The sequence below is a fragment of the Streptomyces sp. NPDC058964 genome (assembly GCF_042741275.1).
Classification (GTDB): domain Bacteria; phylum Actinomycetota; class Actinomycetes; order Streptomycetales; family Streptomycetaceae; genus Streptomyces.
This window is the reverse complement of record NZ_JBHYKH010000005.1, coordinates 13,871-26,771: the sequence shown is the minus strand read 5'-3', so window position 1 is coordinate 26,771 and position 12,901 is coordinate 13,871. Positions and strand designations below refer to the sequence as shown.

Here is a 12,901-nt window from a genome sequence, read left to right as displayed (position 1 = left end):
TGTGGTTTTGGGGGGGGTGTGTTTGTTGTGTTTGTGGTGGTGGTCGCCTGTCTTACGTGGGTCTTTCGGGTGGGTGGGGTTTGGGGGGGGGGGCTACGCGGCCGGCGGCGATCTGAGTGGCGTTCTTCCAGAGGCCGTTGGGTTTGATCATCTGGGTGCCGGCCCAGTTCAGTCCCTTGGTGCCGACGTCGCCGTAGAGTGTCACCTCTCCGTCGGACCAGCGGACCAGCAGGTCGAACCGGTTGGACCCGGTGAAGTCGCCTGCGGTGATGGTCCTGGCGTTCGTCCAGGTGTCGTTCTTGGGTAGCAGTTGCCGTTCGGGGTCGTAGCCGCCGTGTCCGTTGCCGGGGTAGAGGGTGACCTCGCCGTCGGTCCAGACCACGATCATGTCGCTGTGGCCGGTCTGGCGGAAGTCGCCCGAGGCCAGCAACTTGGCGTGCTGCCAGGTGGGTGCGGGGCCGGGCAGCCAGGGGTCCCCGGACGGCTGGTACGGCGGTTTGTGGTCATCCACGTTCCGGTGAGCGGCGGCGTCGGCGAACAGGTCCTGGGCGTCCTTGCCGTAGACCGGCGCGTACGTCACCCAGTCGTCGTTGGCGTCGTTGCCGCCGCCGTTGTATCCGCCGGTGTTGCCGATGACCTTGCCGGTGCCGTTGGTGCTGTTGTAGTCCTCGATCCACGGGCCGCCGGAGACACCGCCGTAGAAGCCCTTGCAGGTCATGCGCATCTGCCTGAAGCCCGGCAGTTGGGAGGTGCTGACGGGGCAGCGGACCGGCACATGGTCGGGGTTGACGCTGACGTCATCGGGATAACCGATGACGGTGACCTTGTGGTGGTAGCTGTTGGTCGGCGTGAACGTCAGGGATCCCGTGACATCCTCCACCTTGCCCCGGCTGTTGGAGCCGACCTGAGCGAAGGCCAGGTCGAGGTCGGAAACCGCCTTCTTGCTGTTCCTCTCGTAGCGCGGGTCTATGTAGAGCTGGGACACCGGGAACACGCCGTCCGGCTGCTCGGCGGCGGGCTTGCCGATGCGGTATCGCGGCACGAAGATGCGGTGAGTGGCTGACTTCAGGCCGAGGCCGCAGTGTCCGGCGGTCAGCACGATGTCCTTGGCGGCCGTGTGCACGACGCTGCCCGTGCAGTACGTCTTCTTGCCGCCGAGCTGCCGGCCGTCATAGAAGAACGTGCCGATCATCGGGTGGCCGAGGAAGTGCTCCGGGGTGGGGGTGCCTGATGGCGGCGGCCGGTGCGTGACGGCGTTTCCCGCGGTGATGCCGTGCTTCGAGGCGGCCGGAGCGGGGTCCGGCAGGGTATCGACCGGGACGGCGTCGGACATGCGCTCCGCCGTCCAGTACTTCTCCTCCTCGCTCAGACTCGGCCCCGACGGGGGAGAGGTGGTCGGTTCGGCGGGCTGCGTCGAGGAGTTAGAGGGGGTGGCGGAGTCGGTCGGGTCGACGGCCCCCGCGACTGTCGATGACGGCGAGGGCGCGGGCAGCGCCGGCGGGAGCCGAGGCCCGGTGCCGGGAGTCTCCGGTGATGCGGAGGCCGTCGGTGGGGCGGAGACCACTGGGGACGGATCGCCTGTCCCGGCCCATGCCGTCCCGGCGCCGAGAATTCCTACACCCAGTCCCAGAGCGAGGGCTGGAATCCATCTGTGTCTGGAACGCAAGAAGATGCCTTTCCGTCTTGGAGAGGGCCGAACGGTGAGCGGGCCCCGAACTACCCAGAACTCGCACATATGTTCGTTCGAGTGGCGATAGTGTACTACTGAGTAATAACTGGCAAGTCATCAAATAAGAGGACAGGGTGTGGCGATGGACCGACTCCGCAGGACCGCGTGGGCGGCACTCCCCCTCCTGCTCCCCTTCCTGGCAGCCGGGCCGGCCTCGGCCTCCCCGCCCGGACCCTCGCTCCCGTTCGGAAGTGTCCGCTCGGTGCATCCCGGCGACACACTGACCGTCAACACCGAGGCCAGCGATGTCACTTACCTCGCAACCATCAACTCCCCCGCGTTCGTTGCGGCAGGGAAGCTGCGCATGATGCATCCGGTGCTGACCACCACCGTCACCATCGCCTGCGACGCCCGTCCCGGCACCTACCCGGTGACGCGGCGTGGCGCCGGAGACGTGGGCCCGGACGAGCATCCGTTCCGCTGGGCACGGGTGCGCGTGGAACCCGCCGACGAGGCGGCACGCCGCGCCTGCCGGAACAAGGTCAGGAAACTGCCTCCGCCCAGGCTGGAGGAACGCTGGGCTCCGGACAGAACGTGGCCCCAGTCGGAATGGGACGTGCGGACCTTCCGGGCCGGCAGCCGCATTACGATCACGGACAACGACGACGAGGGATCGGACGGAGACATCACCCTCACCTCCCGCGCCTTCACCGACCGCCCCGTTCTGCGCGGCGCCAAAGCCGTCCTGACCGCCACCACCACCCTGACCTGCGACTCCGCACCCGGCATCTACGTCGTCTACCGGCACGACGTCGACCAGACCGGCCCCGACAAACCCTGGGCCCGACTGCGCATCGCCCCCGCCGCCCCCGGAAAGAAGTGCCTGGCACAGCACTCGACCGGGTCATCCCGCACTGCCACGCTGGCCTGGGCCGCCGGTGGCGTACTCCTCACCGCCGCAGCCGGCACCGCGCTCCTTCTGCGGGCCCGCTCCCGCCGCACGACCTCCGCCTGAGCACGCATCACCACTCGTCGCCCAGCCTGAAGCAGCCGCGGGGTCTGTCCAGTGAACGGCCCTGTCTCGCATGGGGTGGTGACGGAGGGTGATGGGGTCGTTGACATTCATGTGAATGACGTCAACGAGCTTGTACAGACGGTGTTTTCAGGGCTGTCCCCGCTGGTCATCGAGGATGTGGGCGAGGAGGGTGAGTGAATCGTGGTGCGGGCACGGACCCCGGAGGACACCGCGGTCCGTCCGGTGTACGGGGCATCGTCGGGACGCGTGCACGGCCATCACTGGCGGACGGTGGCCGACGTACCGGTCGACGCGCGCCGGGTGGTGGTCCGCGTGCGGATCCCCGTGGTCAGTGATGAACCGGCGTCTCAGAACTTGCCCGTGAGCTGCCGCGTCCGGCCACCTGACTGGTGGGCTGCTTCCGCGAGGAAGCTCTCGGCGAGAACTCGGGGCAGTAGACGATCACCGTCCGCGTGGTGCAGTGCGGGCGGGTTGCGTGGCCGGCCTCGTCCGTGCCGTGGCCCGCGATGCAGTAGTCCCTGATCCGTCTCCCCGACCGACCATGCCACCGACCGCTGACAATCGGCCGGCGATCATCCCGTCGCCCAGGGCCAGAGCTCTTCGGGGTTCCGTACTGCCCGGATGCGGTGATCCCCTCGACGGATGGCCGGCCTGCCTCACTGAGGCGAGGGCCCGGACGAGGCAAGCAGCTCTTGCAGGTCACGTACGAGGAGCAGTTCGTAGCGGTCGAGGGCGGCGAGGTTGTCGAAGATCCTTCGCGCAGTGGCCTCCTGACGTTCCAGGTTCGAGTCGAAGTCCCGGACGGCGAACAACGAGTCGTAGCGCTCGAAGGACATGCCATGGTCCTCCTCGCGGAGAGGGATCCGGTGGGCGCCCGCGCGAAGCACCCATGGCCTGGGGTCTATGCGGGCGGCAGTCTGTGCCGCTTCGGCGTCATCGCCGAAGTTCACCACGAGCTCGAAACAGATCGCCACGGTTCTTCTGCCTCCCCAGCCCCACGGCCTCACGCAGCCCGCGTTTCAGTACGTTCGACCAGGATGCCATTCTCGAACCTGGCGCCCGCGCGGACCAGGCGCACCAGGTGGGATCCGGTGATCGCCCGTCAGTGGGCCTGGGCGGACTCGACGAGCTTGAACACCATCGAGAACGCCGGCGGGCCTGGTGAGCGGGGCGCCCAGGCGCAGACCGAGAAGCAGGACAGCCGCAGCGGCGAACGTGAACGCGTCCCAGGCCAGGGCCCATGCCGCGCCGCTGGCCGCGACGACGAATCCGCCGACGACCGGGCCCAGGACCTTCACCGCGTTGATCGGCAGCCTGAGCAGTGCGCTGGCCTGCTGCAACTGCTCCGTTGGAACGATCTGCGCGATGGCCCCCTGCGTGGCAGGCACGATGAAAGAGGCTGCGGTTCCCGAGAGGAATCCACACGCCGCGATCGACACCGTGGTCGCATGTCCACTGGCCACGATGCCCGCCAGTGCTCCCTGCGCCCCGGCCGCCAGCAGATTGCCGAGGAAGAGAACCCGGCTTCGGGACACGCGGTCCGCGAAGAGACCGTCCACGAGGAGGAACACGATCGTGGGGATGGTGTTCGTGGCGAGGACCAGGCCAAGAGATCCGGCTCCTCCTCCTTGCTCGATGACGGAGTAGGCCAGCGCGAGAGGGGCCATTGCCTCCCCGTCCAGGTCGAGACGAGCGGCGTTGCGCGCACCACTCCCAGCAGCTCCACCATCTCGCCGGAGCCTGCCTGACCGGTCTGCTCAAGGGCATCGAGAGCGAGGGCCAAGCGGCTTGGGCCACAGTGAATCCCGTGCCGCACAGAGGGTGGGGCACGGGAGGTGAACATGTCTTTGAGGACCGACCTCTACGCAGATATCAAGGAATTCCTCCTGGCCAAGTGCGATGCCGACCCGGATGAAATCTCCGTGGAATCCGATCTGTACTACGACATCGGCATCGACTCACTCGACCTCGTCGCCATGGCGCAGACCCTTCAGGGTGCGTACGGCATCTCGATGGACGACGAGCGCTTCTTCGGTTCGATCCGCACCGTCGGCGACGTCCTGGACTTCGCCGTCTCCAAGATCGAAACCGCAGCAATCGCCTAGATCACGGGGAGACTCTGCATTGCCTGCCTACATCACCGCCATGGGACGTTTCCTGCCCGGCGAACCGGTGCCCAACGAGGAGATCGAGGACTACATCGGCAGCGTGGGCCAAGCGAGTTCGGGGCTGCGCGAGCTGACACTCGCCAACTGCGGGATCAAGTCACGGCACTACGCCATCGACAAGCAGCAAAAGACCCTGTTCTCCAACACCGACATGGCGGTCGCGGCGATCCGCCAGGCGGTGGACCGCTCGGACATCACCCTCGACGACATCGACCTCATCGCGGCGGCCACCACCGTCCCGGATCTCATCGCGCCCGGCATCGCCAGCGGCATCCACGGCGAACTGGGCAGTCCGCCCTGCGAGATCGTCACCACTCACGGCATCTGCAGCTCCGGGATGATGGCGCTCAAGAACGCCTACCTCCAGGTGGCGGCCGGGGAGAAGAAGAACGCGGTCGCCTCCGCGTCCGAACTGGCCTCGCGTTTCATGAGGAGCGACCGGTTCGCCGACGTCCGGCCGGTCTCGGACGACGGTGCCATCGCCATGGAGATGGCGTTCCTGCGCTACATGCTCTCGGACGGCGCCGGCGCCGCGGTGGTACAGGACCGCCCGGCGGCCGACGGGGTGAGCCTGCGGATCGACTGGATCTCGCTCACCTCCTACGCCAACACCGAGAAGACCTGCATGTACATGGGCTCGGCCGACAACTCGGCGGAGCAGACCTGGTGGGACTACCCCTCCGCGGCCGAGGCCGGCGCCGACGGTGCGCTGGCGCTGCGCCAGAACCTGGGCCTGCTGCCGCACCTCGTGCGGCTCGGGGTCAAGGAGTACCAGCGGCTGCTCGACGAGGGCCGCTTCGACCCGGACGAGCTCGCCTGGTTCCCCGCGCACTACTCCAGCGAGCGCATGAAGTCCATGGTGGTCAAGGAGATCGAGCACAAGAAGGTCAGGGGTCCCTCCCTCGAGAAGTGGTACAGCAATCTGCCCCGGGTCGGGAACATGGGCTCCGCCAGCATCTACGTGATCCTGGAGGAGATGCTCAGTGAGGGTCTGGTGTCCCCCGGCGACAAACTCCTGGTGATGGTCCCCGAGTCCGGCCGGTTCGCGGTGTCCTTCGCGCATCTGACGGCCGTCTCCGCCGGGGAGGCCTGAGGTCATGGGGGCACAGCCCCGAGTGACGGTCTACTGGTACTCACAGACCGGTCAGCTCCTGGAATCCGTCTCCGCCGTCACCGACCCGCTGGAAAAGGCGGGTTGGGACATACGCAAGGTCGAGATCAGGCCGCGGGAACCCTTTCCCTTCCCCTGGCCCCTGCGCCGCTTCTTCGGCGTCTTCCCCGCCTCCGTCGACCCCGACGGGGCACCCGAGATCACCGCCCGGCCGCCGGTGGCCGAGGATGACGATGCGGACCTGGTCGTCTTTGCCTTCCCCGTCTGGTACTTGGCTCCGGCGCTGCCCATGCGGGCGCTCGTCGGCGCCGAGCCGAAGGCGTTCGACGGGCGTGCCGTCGTCGGCCTGGTGGCCTGCCGGAACATGTGGTACTCGGCCGCCGTCGAGGTGCAGCGGCTGTTCCAGGCCGCGGGCGGCCGCTACTTGGGCACGATCGCCGCAGTGGACACCGCCTCCGCCGGGGTCACCTTCGTCACCACGCTGCGCTGGCTGCTCGCCGGCAAGCGGGAGGCGTCCTGGGGGTTCCCGCGCGCCGGTGTCGGCATGGACGAGCTGGACCGGCTCGCGCTCCTCGGCGAGCGCATCGCCGAACTCGCCCCGGCGCAACCCGAACTCGCCCCCGAACAGGCCGAACTCGGCGCGGAACAGGCCGAACCCGCCTCCCGCACCGCTTCCGAGGAGGCCTTGGCCGACCGGGTCCGCGCCGTTCTCGCCGCCCACGACGCGGCCCCCGTGCACTATCCGCTTGCCGCGGCCGACCTCCTGGCCGGGAAGGTCTTCCGGGTTTGGGGCCGGGCCATCCGCGCCGCCGGACGGCGTGGTGAGGCCCCACGCACCGCGCTCACCGGGGTGTTCGTGCTCTGGCTGGCCGGCGCCATCCTGGCCGGGCTGCCCGCAGTCGTCGTCGCCCGCGTCCTGTTCAAGGCCGGCTTCGACGCCGCGGGGGCCCGGCGCCTGGCGCCGGTCGTCGCCGGTCTTGCGGAGGTGCGCCGATGACTGCAGCCGTACCGCATCCGCCGGAGGCCGCCGAGCAGGTGAAGGCCGACGTCGTGGTGGTCGGTGCCGGGCCCACCGGCCTTGCCGCGGCCCACTTCCTCGCCGGACTCGGCGTACGCACGGTCGTCCTGGAACAGCGCCCGGCACCGTCCGGCCATCCACGCGCCACGGTGATCAACTCGCGCACCATGGAGCTGCTCAGGCACCTGGGCGTCGATACCGAGGTGCGCCGTGCCGGCGTGTCCCTGGAGAACACGGCACGCATCACCTGGTGCACCGAGCTCGCCGGCACCGAACTCGCCGCCCTCGACATCATCGATTCGGCGCACGCCCTGATGCAGCGAGTGGCCAACAGCCCGGCACTTCCCGTCATCTGCTCGCAGAACCGGGTGGAAGCGCTGCTCGTCGACCGGCTCCCCGAGGACGCACGAGTGATCCGCGGCGTCAGGGCCGAGGAGCTGACCCGGACTCCGACCGGTGTCAGGGTGACGGCCTCGGGCGAGCATCCCACCGTCGTCGAGGCCCGCTACGCCGTCCTGGCCGAGGGGCTGCACGGCCCGCTGCGCGAGACGGTGGGCCTGCGGCGGACCGCGGCCACGCCCCTCGGCAGGCTCCTCGACATCCATTTCACCGCCGACCTCTCGCCCTGGACGGCCGGCCGGGAGAGCGCCCTGTACTGGGTGCTCAACGACACCGTGCGGGGCGTCCTGATCACCGTGGACCCCAAGCGCGGCGAATGGCTCCTGGAGATCCCCGCCCTCACCCCCGACGAGGAACACACCTACTTCGAGGCGGAAGTCGATCACCACAAGCTGATCGAGGCCGCCATCGGCGAGTCGGGCGAAGCACTCGGGGGGCTGCGCATCCACTCCGTACGGAACTGGGTGATGGGCTCCACCGGGCTCGCCTCCTGGCGCAGCGCCGACGGCCGGGTGCTCGCCGCAGGAGACGCCGCCCACACCTTCCCGCCCACCGGGGGCTTCGGCATGAACACCGGCATCCAGGACGCCCACAACCTCGCCTGGAAGCTGGCCGCGGTACTGCGCGGCGGTGCCCCCGACACGCTGCTCGACTCGTACGAGCGTGAGCGGCGCCCGGTCGCGGAGTTCAACGCCCGGTACAGCGAGCACAACGCCCTCCAGAAGCGGGCGCTGCTCCAATCCGACGCCGACCCGGCGGAGTTCGCCCGAAACATCGAACAGCATCGGCCGCACTTCGACTTCGAGGGGCAGACGCTGGGTTTCACCTACGCACCAGGCCCCGGCGAGCCGGTGGTCCAGGACATAGTGAACTATCGGCCGACCGCCCAGGCCGGCCACCGGGCCCCGCACGCCTGGCTCGACCGGGCCGGCGACCGGATCTCCACGACCGACCTGGCCCGCACCGGCTTCGCCCTGCTCACCGGGGCGGAGGGAGCCGTCTGGCAGCAAGTGGCGCAGGAGACCCCGACCGTCCTGGGCCTGCCCCTCACAGCAGCCGTGATCACCGCGGACGGGGCCCAACTGCGCGATGTCAGCGGAGCCTTCGCCGACAGCTACGCCCTGCATGGGGCGCAAGCGGTTCTCGTACGGCCCGACGGCCATGTCCTCGCCCGGCTGCCCGGCGTCGCACCACGGCAGGAACTCCGGCAGGCCGTCGACCGAATAGTCAACAGCGGGCCGGTGCCCGCACGAGCGGAAGGGCCCTCATGACGGCCGGACCCACCTTCTCTCCGGAGCGATTGGCGGGACTGCGCTCCGGCGTACTCCCCGAGGTCCGCGCCGCCCTCGCCGGGCTGCCGCGCGAGGACCTGGCGGCCTGGCTGGCCACACCCGAGGGCGAGGACGTGCTGCGCACAGTCTTCGAGCAGATGCCCGAGCGCTACACCGGAGGCCCCATGGACGGTCCGCAGACCGCCCGTTGGGAGGTCGGAAGGCCGCCGGCCGACACCGTCGCGTACGACCTCGTACTGACCGAGGACACCTGCGACGTGCGCGAGACGGGGATCTCGGGCGCCCCCGCGGTCACCCTCGCCCTCGACGCGGTCAGCTTCGTGGAGATGGCCTCCGCCGCGGCCCAGGGTATGGATCTGCTGCTCAAGGGCAGACTGCACATCCAGGGTGACGTGCGCCTCGCGATGCGGATGGAGTCTCTCTTCGGGCTCGCCGAGCCGGGTGAGTCCGTATGAGTACCGCCCCCGGGCGCCACCGGGTGGTGGTGACGGGCATCGGCATGGTCAACCCGCTCGGCATCGGCACCGAGACGGTCTGGACGCGGCTGCTCGCCGGAACCTCCGGCGTGGGACCGATCCAGGGCTTCGACGCCGACCGGCTGCCGGTGCGTATCGCCGCCGAGGTGACGGACTTCGACCCGACCGACTGGCTGACCCCCAAAGAGGCCAGACGCCTCGACCGGTTCTGCCACTTCGCGATCGCCGCGGCCGAACTCGCCGTGGAGCGCGCGGGCCTCGACGGCATCGACCGGGACGGCGCAGCCACCGTGATCGGCAGCGCCATCGGCGGCGCCGCCACCATGAGGGAGGGGGTGCTGAAGGACGCGGCGGCACCCCGGATGGTCTCCCCCTTCTTCGTGCCCAGCTCCATCGTCAACATGGGCGCGGGCACGGTCGCCCAGCGCTTCGGCTTCCGCGGCCCCGGCGCCGCACCGGTCACCGCCTGCGCCTCCTCGGCCGACGCGATCGGGCAGGCCTACCGCATGGTCCGCGACGGCTATGCCGGGGCCGCACTGGCGGGCGGCTCCGAGGCATGCATCGCCTCGCCGCTGATCGCGGGCTTCGCCAACCTGCGCGCGCTGTCCCGCCGCAACGACGAACCCCGCCGAGCCTCCCGCCCGTTCACCGCGGACCGGGACGGTTTCGTCATGGGGGAGGGCGCCACCATGCTGCTCCTGGAGACCGCGGAGTCGGCCGAGGCGCGGGGCGCGTACGTCTACGCCGAGATCTGCGGCTACGGCCAGACCAGCGACGCCTACCACGTCACCGCCCCCGATCCCACCGGGCAGGGTGCCGCCCGCGCCATGCTCGCCGCGCTGCGCGAGGCCGGCCTCAAGCCCGGCGAGATCGAGCACGTCAACGCCCATGGCACCTCGACCCCGTTCTCCGACGCCGCCGAGACGAAGGCGATCAAGTCCGCCTTCGGCAGGCACAGCGGGAACCTGGCCGTCAGCTCCACCAAGTCGATGACCGGCCATCTGCTGGGCGCGGCCGGCGCGACCGAGACGGCGTTCTGCGCCCTCGCCATCGACCGCGGGGTCATCCCGCCCACCATCAACCAGGACGCGGCCGATCCCGAGTGCGACCTCGACTACGTGCCGAACACCGCCCGTCCGTACGCGCTGCAGGCGGCCCTCTCCAATTCCTTCGCCTTCGGCGGGCAGAACGTCTCGCTCGCCCTCCAACGCTTCGTCAGGGAGTGACCCCACCCGTGTCCATGGAGCTCGCCCCGGAAGCCACCTGCAAGGTTCGGTGTGCATCGAGGTCGGGGGCAAGGAGATCCTCGCCGAGCCGGGCAAGGCCCATGTCGTGCCGCCGGGCGTTTCGCACCGCATCGTCAACCGTCACCAGCACACCGCGGCAGGCGTGTTCAGCACCCTGACGCCCGCCCTGCGCGCCGACGAACTCCTGGAGAGTCTCTGGGGCCTGGCCGGCGACGGCCACACCAACCGCAAGGCCACCCCCATGTGCTGCGGGCCGCGGTCATCGCCCGCGAGCTCGACGAGTTCGCCCTCGCAAAGCCCCCAAGCGGATGCAGGACCTGGTCTTCGGCCTGCTCGCACCGGTGGGCCGGCCCCTCGACCACCAAGGCCCGCATGTCCCGTTGGACCGCTGGCCGAGTCCGCGGCGCCACTCGTGACCGCACCTCAGGAAGGCTCCTCGATGACGCAGGTCTCCACCGCCCCCATGGCCACCGCGGCCCCCGGTCCCACCGGCCGGCTGCGCGCCCTGCTCGCGATGTCCGGCAACCCGCTGAACTACCTCACCGGGCTGCGCGACCAGTACGGCCCCGTCGTGCGCATCCCGCTCGCCTCGAGCGAGTTGTACATGATCAGCGACCCGGAGGCGGTCCACGAGGTCCTGGTCACGTCGCACCGCAACTTCGGGAAAGACGTCATGAGCGCCGGACGCGGCAAGTGGGCCGCCCCGCTCGAGGTGATCCTCGGCAACGGCCTGGTCACCAGCGACGGCAAGTTCCACCGCAAGCAGCGCAGGCTGATACAGCCGATGTTCCATCACGAACGCATCGCCGGCTACGGCCGTGCCTTTGCCGAGCTCTCCGACGACATCCAGTCCGGCTGGAAGGACGGGGACCGGCTCGATCTGCAGGCCGAGATGACCGAGCTGACCCTCGCCATCGTGGCCCGCACGCTCTTCGACGTCTCGCTCGACAGCGATGTGGCCCGCACCATCGCCGCCATCCCGCGCCACGAGGGTCCGCTGCGCTGGGATTCCCTGCCCTTCGCCCGCCATCTGGCGAAGCTGCCGCTGCCCGGCAACAAGCGCTTCTACGAGGCCCGGGACAACCTCGATGCCATCGTCTACCGGCTCATGGCGGAGCGCAGGCAGGGCGACGGCCAGGGCACCGACCTGCTCTCACTGCTGCTCGCGGCGCGCGACGCCGACACCGGGGAGCCGATGGAGGACCGCCAGGTACGGGACGAGGCGATCACCCTCCTCATGGCCGGCCACGAGACCACGGCCAGCGCTCTCACCTGGGCCTACCACCTGCTCGGCAGCCACCCCGAGGCACGGGAGCGCATGCACGAGGAGATCGACGAGGTGCTCGGCGACCGGCTGCCCACGGTCGAGGACCTGCCACGCCTCGTCTGGACCGACGCGGTCCTCTCCGAGGTGATACGCCTCTACCCGCCGGTCATGGGCCTCGCCCGCCGTCCCCTGGACGACTTCGAGGTCTGCGGCCACCGCGTCCCCAAGGACAGCTTCGTCGGGATCATCCCGTGGGTCGTCCACCGCGATCCCCGGTGGTGGCCGCAGCCGGAGCTCTTCGCCCCGCAGCGCTGGCTCGAAATCCCGCGGTCCGCCGGCGCGGCGGACGAGCTCACCGGTCACGCGGTACGGCCCGGACGCCCGCGCCTCGCCTATCTTCCCTTCGGCGGCGGTCCGCGGCAGTGCATAGGCAATACCTTCTCGCGGATGGAGGGCGTCATGGCGCTGGCCACCCTGGGGCGGCACTGGGAGTTCGAGCCCGTTCCCGGGTTCGCGGTCGACCCGCTGGCAAGGATCACGATCCGGCCGCGGCACGGTCTGCCGATGTCCGCCAGGCGCCGCGGAACGTGTGGCGTCCACGAATGAGTCCGGCGGCTTCCTGGGGCATCTCACGGAGTCATGCCGGGCACCTCATCACCCCCTTCCTCGGACCGATCGGTGCGGCCGGACCCGATCGACCTGAAGGCGAGCAACTGAGAAGGACGACATCAGCGAGCGCATTGCCGACTGGCCCCCAACGCAGCGCCCAAGACCCCACCTGCGCGAAGTCTGTCAACGCGACGACCACCCTCGCCGTGATCACCAGCCAGCATCACAGACACAAATCCGAAGGGAATACCCGCACATGTCCAACAACACCCAGATCGCACTCGACAAAGAAGAACTGCGCTCCCTCGTCGCCGACGTCCTCGAGCTCGACGTGGAGGAGGTCACGGACGACGCCGATCTCGTGCAGGACCTGGAGGTCGACTCACTGATGGCGCTGGCGATCATCGTCCGGCTTGACAGGCAGTACGGCGTCAAGCTGCAGGAGAGCGACTTCAGGCAGGTCTCGTCGCTCATCGAAGTCCTTCAGCTGATCACGGACAAGCGCACCGCGCAGGCCGCATCCTGACCTGCCCGCGGCTCATGCGGTGGGGGGGGGGGGGGGCCGCCGGCGCCCCCCCCCCCCCCCCCCCCCCCCCACACAACCCCCAC

Annotated in this window: 11 protein-coding genes and 2 pseudogenes; 10 read left to right on the top strand and 3 right to left on the bottom strand. The window is 69.6% G+C overall.

The features are described 5' to 3' along the window. Nucleotides 1-52 precede the first annotated feature (52 nt). Entirely contained in the window at nucleotides 53-1,333 is a 1,281-nt protein-coding gene (locus tag ACFW2E_RS01145; protein ID WP_384459420.1) for a trypsin-like serine peptidase, read from the bottom strand. 478 nt (nucleotides 1,334-1,811) lie between these two features. Here ACFW2E_RS01145 and ACFW2E_RS01140 point away from each other — a divergent pair, with 478 nt between their 5' ends. Both ACFW2E_RS01140 and ACFW2E_RS01135 read left to right on the top strand, forming a co-directional pair. Further along, a complete protein-coding gene (locus tag ACFW2E_RS01140; RefSeq protein WP_384459418.1) occupies nucleotides 1,812-2,684 on the top strand; it encodes a hypothetical protein in 873 nt (290 codons plus the stop codon). A gap of 105 nt (nucleotides 2,685-2,789) precedes the next feature. After that, nucleotides 2,790-3,026 (top strand): annotated as a pseudogene (locus ACFW2E_RS01135) (ISL3 family transposase); the annotation flags it as partial. A gap of 335 nt (nucleotides 3,027-3,361) precedes the next feature. Here the strand turns inward: ACFW2E_RS01135 and ACFW2E_RS01130 are convergent. Both ACFW2E_RS01130 and ACFW2E_RS01125 read right to left on the bottom strand, forming a co-directional pair. Further along, complete coding sequence (locus ACFW2E_RS01130; RefSeq protein WP_384459415.1) at nucleotides 3,362-3,679, bottom strand: hypothetical protein; 318 nt, start codon at nucleotides 3,677-3,679, stop codon at nucleotides 3,362-3,364. Between the two features lie 153 nt (nucleotides 3,680-3,832). Beyond that, nucleotides 3,833-4,372, bottom strand: a pseudogene (locus ACFW2E_RS01125) (MFS transporter); the annotation flags it as partial. A gap of 174 nt (nucleotides 4,373-4,546) precedes the next feature. Here ACFW2E_RS01125 and ACFW2E_RS01120 point away from each other — a divergent pair. From ACFW2E_RS01120 to ACFW2E_RS01085, 8 genes are all read left to right on the top strand, one after another. Further along, nucleotides 4,547-4,810 carry an acyl carrier protein gene (locus ACFW2E_RS01120; RefSeq protein ID WP_384459412.1) on the top strand — a complete coding sequence of 88 codons (264 nt, stop codon included), beginning with the start codon at nucleotides 4,547-4,549 and terminating at the stop codon, nucleotides 4,808-4,810. A gap of 19 nt (nucleotides 4,811-4,829) precedes the next feature. Further along, entirely contained in the window at nucleotides 4,830-5,966 is a 1,137-nt protein-coding gene (locus ACFW2E_RS01115) for a 3-oxoacyl-[acyl-carrier-protein] synthase III C-terminal domain-containing protein (protein ID WP_384459409.1), read from the top strand. A 4-nt stretch (nucleotides 5,967-5,970) separates the two neighbouring features. Beyond that, nucleotides 5,971-6,981 carry a hypothetical protein gene (locus tag ACFW2E_RS01110; protein ID WP_384459407.1) on the top strand — a complete coding sequence of 337 codons (1,011 nt, stop codon included), beginning with the start codon at nucleotides 5,971-5,973 and terminating at the stop codon, nucleotides 6,979-6,981. Then, nucleotides 6,978-8,672 (top strand): FAD-dependent oxidoreductase, encoded by a 1,695-nt coding sequence (locus ACFW2E_RS01105; protein ID WP_384459404.1) that lies wholly within the window; start codon nucleotides 6,978-6,980, stop codon nucleotides 8,670-8,672. The genes ACFW2E_RS01110 and ACFW2E_RS01105 overlap by 4 nt, the downstream gene beginning before the upstream one ends. Then, on the top strand, nucleotides 8,669-9,148 hold the full coding sequence (locus ACFW2E_RS01100; protein WP_384459401.1) for an SCP2 sterol-binding domain-containing protein: 480 nt from the start codon (nucleotides 8,669-8,671) through the stop codon (nucleotides 9,146-9,148). The genes ACFW2E_RS01105 and ACFW2E_RS01100 overlap by 4 nt, the downstream gene beginning before the upstream one ends. After that, nucleotides 9,145-10,395 carry a beta-ketoacyl-ACP synthase II gene (gene fabF / locus ACFW2E_RS01095; protein ID WP_384459399.1) on the top strand — a complete coding sequence of 417 codons (1,251 nt, stop codon included), beginning with the start codon at nucleotides 9,145-9,147 and terminating at the stop codon, nucleotides 10,393-10,395. Before ACFW2E_RS01100 ends, fabF begins: the two co-directional genes overlap by 4 nt. Before the next feature lie 460 nt (nucleotides 10,396-10,855). Beyond that, nucleotides 10,856-12,289, top strand: a complete 1,434-nt coding sequence (locus ACFW2E_RS01090) for a cytochrome P450 (protein ID WP_384459396.1) — start codon at nucleotides 10,856-10,858, stop codon at nucleotides 12,287-12,289. Nucleotides 12,290-12,548: 259 nt separating this feature from the next. Next, nucleotides 12,549-12,818 carry an acyl carrier protein gene (locus tag ACFW2E_RS01085; protein WP_384459393.1) on the top strand — a complete coding sequence of 90 codons (270 nt, stop codon included), beginning with the start codon at nucleotides 12,549-12,551 and terminating at the stop codon, nucleotides 12,816-12,818. The last annotated feature ends 83 nt before the right edge of the window (nucleotides 12,819-12,901 follow it).

Bases quoted from the DNA above. Each gene is read 5' to 3' on its own strand.
- ACFW2E_RS01110 (WP_384459407.1), top strand. From the start codon at position 5,971: ATGGGGGCACAGCCCCGAGTGACGGTCTACTGGTACTCACAGACCGGT.
- ACFW2E_RS01120 (WP_384459412.1), top strand. From the start codon at position 4,547: ATGTCTTTGAGGACCGACCTCTACGCAGATATCAAGGAATTCCTCCTG.
- ACFW2E_RS01145 (WP_384459420.1), bottom strand. From the start codon at position 1,333: ATGTCCGACGCCGTCCCGGTCGATACCCTGCCGGACCCCGCTCCGGCC.
- ACFW2E_RS01085 (WP_384459393.1), top strand. From the start codon at position 12,549: ATGTCCAACAACACCCAGATCGCACTCGACAAAGAAGAACTGCGCTCC.
- ACFW2E_RS01100 (WP_384459401.1), top strand. From the start codon at position 8,669: ATGACGGCCGGACCCACCTTCTCTCCGGAGCGATTGGCGGGACTGCGC.
- ACFW2E_RS01140 (WP_384459418.1), top strand. From the start codon at position 1,812: ATGGACCGACTCCGCAGGACCGCGTGGGCGGCACTCCCCCTCCTGCTC.
- ACFW2E_RS01090 (WP_384459396.1), top strand. From the start codon at position 10,856: ATGACGCAGGTCTCCACCGCCCCCATGGCCACCGCGGCCCCCGGTCCC.
- ACFW2E_RS01105 (WP_384459404.1), top strand. From the start codon at position 6,978: ATGACTGCAGCCGTACCGCATCCGCCGGAGGCCGCCGAGCAGGTGAAG.
- fabF (WP_384459399.1), top strand. From the start codon at position 9,145: ATGAGTACCGCCCCCGGGCGCCACCGGGTGGTGGTGACGGGCATCGGC.